General features: G+C 73.7%; 7 protein-coding genes. 3 read left to right on the forward strand and 4 right to left on the reverse strand.

All coding sequences use genetic code 11. The features are described from left to right. Positions 1-162: 162 nt before the first annotated feature. Both ACZ6ZR_RS02275 and ACZ6ZR_RS02280 read right to left on the reverse strand, forming a co-directional pair. Positions 163-792 (reverse strand): response regulator, encoded by a 630-nt coding sequence (locus ACZ6ZR_RS02275; protein WP_465638500.1) that lies wholly within the window; start codon positions 790-792, stop codon positions 163-165. Further along, complete coding sequence (locus ACZ6ZR_RS02280; protein WP_465638502.1) at positions 789-1,997, reverse strand: sensor histidine kinase; 1,209 nt, start codon at positions 1,995-1,997, stop codon at positions 789-791. Before ACZ6ZR_RS02280 ends, ACZ6ZR_RS02275 begins: the two co-directional genes overlap by 4 nt. Before the next feature lie 182 nt (positions 1,998-2,179). Between ACZ6ZR_RS02280 and ACZ6ZR_RS02285 the strand changes: the two genes are divergently transcribed. Together ACZ6ZR_RS02285 and ACZ6ZR_RS02290 are read left to right on the forward strand one after the other, a co-directional pair. Continuing rightward, positions 2,180-3,253: an FtsX-like permease family protein gene (locus tag ACZ6ZR_RS02285; protein WP_465638504.1), complete on the forward strand. Its 1,074-nt coding sequence runs from the start codon at positions 2,180-2,182 to the stop codon at positions 3,251-3,253. Between the two features lie 8 nt (positions 3,254-3,261). Next, entirely contained in the window at positions 3,262-3,954 is a 693-nt protein-coding gene (locus tag ACZ6ZR_RS02290; RefSeq protein WP_465638506.1) for an ABC transporter ATP-binding protein, read from the forward strand. 9 nt (positions 3,955-3,963) lie between these two features. Here ACZ6ZR_RS02290 and ACZ6ZR_RS02295 read toward each other — a convergent pair whose 3' ends face one another. Beyond that, complete coding sequence (locus ACZ6ZR_RS02295) at positions 3,964-4,761, reverse strand: NAD(P)-dependent oxidoreductase (protein WP_465638508.1); 798 nt, start codon at positions 4,759-4,761, stop codon at positions 3,964-3,966. Between the two features lie 71 nt (positions 4,762-4,832). Between ACZ6ZR_RS02295 and ACZ6ZR_RS02300 the strand changes: the two genes are divergently transcribed. After that, positions 4,833-5,747, forward strand: coding sequence for a LysR family transcriptional regulator (locus ACZ6ZR_RS02300; protein ID WP_465638510.1), 915 nt, complete (start codon positions 4,833-4,835; stop codon positions 5,745-5,747). Here the strand turns inward: ACZ6ZR_RS02300 and ACZ6ZR_RS02305 are convergent. Further along, positions 5,733-6,075, reverse strand: a 343-nt coding sequence (locus ACZ6ZR_RS02305) for a hypothetical protein (RefSeq protein ID WP_465638512.1), incomplete at its 5' end; no start/stop codon positions are given. The two genes, ACZ6ZR_RS02300 and ACZ6ZR_RS02305, sit on opposite strands and share 15 nt — an antisense overlap.

Here is a 6,075-nt window from a genome sequence, read left to right on the forward strand (position 1 = left end):
GAGATTCGACAAACTCGCCGTCCGCTACGAAGCGACCGTGCTGGTCGCAGCCATCAACGAGTGGCTGTGACCAGCACTTTCGAAACAGGCCCTAGATCGGGGCAAGCGAGCCAGTTGCACGTACTGCCGTTCCCCTGCGCGCAGTTCCCCGCGCCCCCGGCATCACGGTCTGATCAGCCCGCTGGCCAAGCCCGAGGCGATCGCCGCCGTTCGGCTGTCTACGCCCAACTTGTCGTAGATGTGCACCAGGTGCGTCTTCACCGTCGCCTCGCTGATGAACAGCCGCTTGGCGATCTGCCGGTTCGCCAGCCCCTCCGCCAGCAGCTGGAGGATCTGCGCCTCCCGGGGCGACAGCGTCGGCCGCCCCGCCCGCACCCGCCCCAACAGCCGCGCGGCGACCGGCGGCGCCAGCACCGTCTCCCCGCGGGAAGCGGCCTTCACCGCCGCGACCAGCTCCTCCGGCGGAGCGTCCTTCAGCAGATAGCCCGTCGCCCCCGCCTCGACCGCCGACAGGATGTCCGCGTCCGTGCTGTAGGTCGTCAGGATGAGCACCGCCGGCGGGTCCGGCAGTGCGGTGATCCGCCGCGTCGCCTCCACCCCGTGCATGCCCGTCCCCATCTGAAGGTCCATCAGCACCACATCGGGCCGCACCGACAGCCCCTCCAGCACCCGGAGCGCCTCGGCCCCGTCCGCCGCCTCGCCGACCGCCTCCAGCTCCGGCAGCTCGTCCACCATCGCCCGCAGCCCGCGCCGCACCACCGGGTGGTCGTCCACCAGCACCACCCGGATCACAACGTCTCCCGCATCATCACCGTCTCCGCCGTCCCGATCGCCCGCAGCGGCAGCGACACCGCGACCACCGTCCCCTCTCCCGGTGCGGACTCGACCGTCAGGCTGCCGCCCAGCTCGGCGATCCGCTCCCGCATGCCGTGCAGCCCGAACCGGCCCCGCCCGGACTCCGGCAGGGCCTGCGGGTCGAAGCCCACCCCGTCGTCGAACACGTCGAGCGTCACCTCGTCGTCCAGGTACGTCAGGGTCACCGCGACCGCCCGGGCCCGGGCGTGCCGCACCGCGTTGGCCAGCGCCTCCTGGGTGAGCCGCAGCAGCGCCACCTCCGCCTCCACCGGCAGCGGGTACGGCTCGCCGTCCAGATGGAACGCCGCGCCCTGACCGCCCGTCAGCCGGCGCAGCGCCTCGCACAGGGTGGCGTCGTCCAGCGCCGGCGGGGTCAGCGCCTGCACGAAGCGGCGGGCCTCCGCCAGGTTGGCCGAGGCGGTGGCACCGACCTCCGCGATCCGCTCCCGCGCCGTCTCCGCGCCCTCGGGCAGCGCCGACTCCGCCGAGCGGGCCAGCAGCACGATGCTGGACAGCCCCTGCGCCAGGGTGTCGTGGATCTCCCGGGCCAGCCGCTGACGCTCCGCCAGCCGCCCGGCCTCGCGCTGGGTGGCGGCCAGCTCGCCCCGGGTGCGCACCAGGTCGTCGATCAGGCGCTGCCGCTCGCGGCTCTCCCGGTAGAGCGCGGCGTAGCCGTAGGCGGTGAGCAGGGCGACCACCGCGCCGGCCACCGGGCCGAGCACCTTCGCGGTGGTCAGCCCGCCGTCCGTCCCGGCCTGGGCGGCGACCACCACGGCGGTCAGCCCGGCCACCGAGAGGACGGCCCAGCGGACCGGCATCAGGTGCAGGCAGACGAAGTAGAGGGGGAAGGCCAGGTAGCAGAACTCCGGGTGCTGGAGCGTCAGCCCGATCCAGAGCAGCAGCACCGCGCCGAACCAGACCCCGGCCCAGCGCTTGTCGGTGCGGACGGCCTCCACCGCCCCGCCGCCCAGGTAGACGGCGGCCAGCACCATCGCGGTGACCAGCGCGCCGGGCCCGAGGTTGCCGACCGCCAGGCCGCGGGCGAGCAGCACCACGAGCAGGGCGACGAACAGCCCGTGAAGGGCGAAGTTCATCAGCCGCAGCGCGGGCGTCGCTCCGGAGTGGGATTCGGTGGCGGTCACGCCTTCCGAGGGTACGGGGTGCTCGCGGTGCCTCCGGCCGCCACGGCATCAACCGTTCGATGGATTCCGGAGTGCATCCCCCGCAGGAGTGGACTCCCCCTCCTCTCCCTGATGGAACGGAGCCCGCGCGCCGACAGGGTGGAGGAGTCTGCACCACTCCGTTCCTCCCCGAGAGGGTCACCGTGTTCGTCGCACTGCGGGACATCCGTTTCGCCAAGGGGCGCTTCGCCCTGATGGGGGCGGTGGTCACCTTGATAACCACCCTGGTCGTCTTCCTCTACGGCCTCACCGGCGGGCTCGCCTCCGCCGCCTCCTCCACCGTCGCCGAGCTCCCGGCCGACCGGATCGTCTTCGGCGCCCCGGCCGGGGCCGCGCCCACCGTCTCGTTCAGCAACTCCACCGTCTCCCCCGAGCAGGCCGCCGCGCTGGCCGCCGCCCCGGGGGTGAGGTCGGCGCAGCCGCTGGGCATCTCGATGACGCGGCTGACGGGCAGTTCGGCCGCCGCCTCGGTCAGCGTGGTCGGGGCGCCCGGCCCACTGCTGCCGCCGCTGGAGTCCGGGGCCTACCCGGCGGACGGGCAGGTCGCGGTCGGCTCGGACGCCGCCGAGGAGTACCACCTGACGGTCGGTCAGCAGGTGAAGCTGGGCCCCGTCCAGGTCACCGTCTCCGGCATCACCGCGCCCCGCTCCTTCGGGCACGCCGCCACCGTCTGGACCACCGTGCCCACCTGGGAGAAGGTCAGCGGCCAGGCCCAGCCCACCGCGCTGGCGCTGGACGTGGCCGGCGGCACCGACCTGTCGGCGGTGGACGCGGCACAGGGCACCGAGACCGTCCCGGTCTCCGACGCCCTGGCCGGGATCAACGGCTACTCGGCCGAGCAGGGTTCGCTCCAGATGATCCAGGGCTTCCTGTTCGCGGTCAGCGCGCTGGTGGTCGGGGCCTTCTTCACTGTCTGGACGGTGCAGCGCAAGCCCGACATCGCGGTGCTCAAGGCGGTCGGCGCGAGCAGCGCCTACCTGGTGCGGGACGCGCTCGCGCAGGCGGCCGCCGTGCTGCTCGGCGGGGCGCTGCTGGGCGGGCTGCTCGGCGGGGTCGGCGGGCTGTTCGCGGCCTCGGCCGTGCCCTTCGACGTCAGCTTCCTGAGCGTCTTCGTGCCCGTCACCGCGATGGTGCTGCTCGGCCTGCTCGGGGCCGTACTCGCCGTCCGCCGCATCACCTCCGTCGACCCGCTGGCCGCGCTGGGAGCCAACCGATGAGCCAACCGATGACCACCACCACCCTTCTCCGCACCGGCCTCGCGCTGGAGTCCGTCACCCTCACCTACCCCGACGGCGAGGCCCGGCTGACCGCGCTGGACTCCGTCTCGCTGGCCGTCGCCCCCGGCGAGTTCACCGCCGTCGCCGGGCCGTCCGGCTCCGGGAAGTCCTCGCTGCTGGCGGTGGCCGCCACCCTGCTGCGGCCGGACTCGGGACGGGTGCTGATAGACGGTCAGGAGGTGGGCGCGCTGGGCGAGAAGGCCCGGGCCGCACTGCGCCGGGAGCGGTTGGGCATCGTCTTCCAGCAGTCCAACCTGCTGGCCTCGCTCACCGCCGTCGAGCAGCTGCTGGTGCTGGAGTCCGTCCGGGGCGGGTCCGTCCGGGCGGCCAGGGCGCGGGCCGAGGCCCTGCTCGCCTCGGTCGGCCTCGACCCGGCCAAGCAGCGCCGCCGCCCGCACCAGCTCTCCGGCGGCGAACGCCAGCGGGTCAACATCGCGCGGGCTCTCTTCGGTTCCCCGTCCGTCCTCCTGGTCGACGAACCCACCTCCGCCCTGGACCACGAACGCGGCGCCCAGATCGTCGAGTTGCTCGCCGAGATCACCCGCGAACACCGCACCGCGACAGTCATGGTCACCCACGACCGCGACCTGCTGGGCCGGGTCGACCGGGTCCTGGAGATGCACGACGGGCGGCTCGCCTAGGCCGAGCCCTCACACGCTCCGCGCTTCGGCGCGGAGCGCGTCCACGTACCGGGCCAGGTCCTGATCCGCCAGCTCTGGGCGGGAGTTGAGGGCTGTCTCCACCTGCTTGAGCACGGGGCCGCCGACCGCCAACGCCACGTCCTTGGCGGCCAGCCGCACCGGGAAGTCCGCCTCCGTGCTGGTGGCCCGGGCCAGCAGCCCCGCGAGCGGGCCGGCCCCCAGCACCTTCGTGGTCAACCCCTCCGGCAGCCCGAACCCGTCCGCCACCGCCAAGGCCTCGCCGACCAGCGCGACTCCCCCGACGATCGCGCTGATCACCACCACCTTGAGCGCGGCGCCCGTGCCTGGCCCGCCGCAGTCCACCACCGTGCCAAGCGCCTCCAGTACCGGCCGCGCCCGCTCCACGTCCTCCGTCCGGCCACCGGCCAGCACCGTCAGCCCACCACTCGCGGCCGGCCCCACGCTGCCGAGCACCGGGGCGTCCACCAGGCCCACCCCGTCCGGGAGTTGTTCCCTCAGCTCCACCACCGCCTCCGGACCGACCGAGGACATCTCGACCCACAGCTGTCCCGGCTCCAGCTGCCCGATGATCCGCCCGGCCACCTCCCGTAGCGCCGCCGCATCGGCCAGCATCGTCACCACCACACCGGCCCCGCGCACCGTTTCCGCCGCATCGGTGGCCTCATCGAGCCCGTCCCCCTTGCCCAACGTGCGGTTCCAGGCCCTGACTTCGAACCCAACTCCCTTGAGGCGCTTGGCCATCGGCAGGCCCATCCGGCCCAGCCCGAGGAATGCGATCTTCTCCATGGCGTCCACCGTAGGCAGCCCACAGCCAGGCGACAAACGAATGTCTCGCATGCTATCCATGCGGAATGGACATGGCCTGGCTCGAAGTCTTCCGCACCGCCGCCCGGCTGGGCTCCTTCACCGCCGCCGGCGAACGGCTCGGCTACACCCAGTCCGCGATATCCCGTCAGATCTCCACCCTGGAGGCGGAGTTCGGAGCCCAGCTCTTCGACCGCCTCCCCCGCGGCGTCCGCCTCACCGAGCACGGCCGTACCCTGCTCCCGCACGCAGAGGCCGTCCTCGACCGCCTCGACACCGCCACCCGCGAACTCACCGCCCTGACCTCCCTCACCGGCGGCCACCTCCGGATCGGCGCCTTCGACAGCGCCAACGCCGTCCTGGTCCCCACCGCCCTGGCCTGCTTCCGGGCAGCCCACCCCTCGATCTCCATCGCGGTCACCGAAGGCCTCTCCGCCACCCTCCTCGGCCGCCTCCACGACGGCTCGATCGACCTCGCCGTGGTCGCCGCCTACCCCGGCCACTCTTACGCTGGCCACCCGTACGCTGGCGACACCTTCGACCTCACCCCTCTGACCGCCGACCCCCTCCTGGTCGCCCTCCCTCTCAACCACCCCCTGGCCGCCCGCGAGTTGCTCCACCTCACCGACCTCGCCGACGCCCCCTGGATCGCCGCCACCCGCGACCCCGGCTCCACCCTCCTCGCCGCCTGCCTCCGCCAGGGCTTCCACCCCCGCATCGAGTACGCCGTCGCCGAATGGACCGCCAAACTGGGCCTGGTAGCCGCCGGCCTGGGCGTCACCCTCGTCCCTTCGCTGGCCGCCCCCGCCACCCGCCCCGACCTCGCCCTGGTCCCCCTCCACCCCGCCGACACCCCCACCCGCCAGGTCCACACCGCCACCCGCCGAGGCCACGCCCTCCCCCCAGCCGTCACGGCCTTCCTGCCGCACCTGCGGGCGGCGGCTGACGGGATGTCAGGGCAGAAGTGACGGCCGCGGCAGGTCCAGCAACGGCAACGCCTCCCCGGCGGCGTCCCCCGGCCCGAGCACGTCCAGGTTCAGCCGCCGCTGACTCTCCCGCACCCGGGCCAGGTAGGCGGCAAGTGCCTGCTCGACCTCACCCTCTGTCAGCGCGGCGGCGAGCCCCTCCCCGACGTACACCGTGCCCTCGTTGTGCACCGCCATGGCATGCGGCCCGATCGCCCCGTGCACCACGTCCCGGCCCACCCCGACCGCCCCGGCGCCACCGACCTCGACCCGTGCACCGACCCCGGCCCGCCCCCACTGCAGAATCCGACGCCACCCCATCCGCCCCCCG

The organism is Kitasatospora sp. NPDC088742 (genome assembly GCF_055584905.1).

What these genes read in the sequence shown, in the direction of transcription:
- ACZ6ZR_RS02300 (WP_465638510.1), top strand. Translation starts at nt 4,833, where the DNA reads ATGGCCTGGCTCGAAGTCTTCCGCACCGCCGCCCGGCTGGGCTCCTTC.
- ACZ6ZR_RS02295 (WP_465638508.1), bottom strand. Translation starts at nt 4,761, where the DNA reads ATGGAGAAGATCGCATTCCTCGGGCTGGGCCGGATGGGCCTGCCGATG.
- ACZ6ZR_RS02290 (WP_465638506.1), top strand. Translation starts at nt 3,262, where the DNA reads ATGACCACCACCACCCTTCTCCGCACCGGCCTCGCGCTGGAGTCCGTC.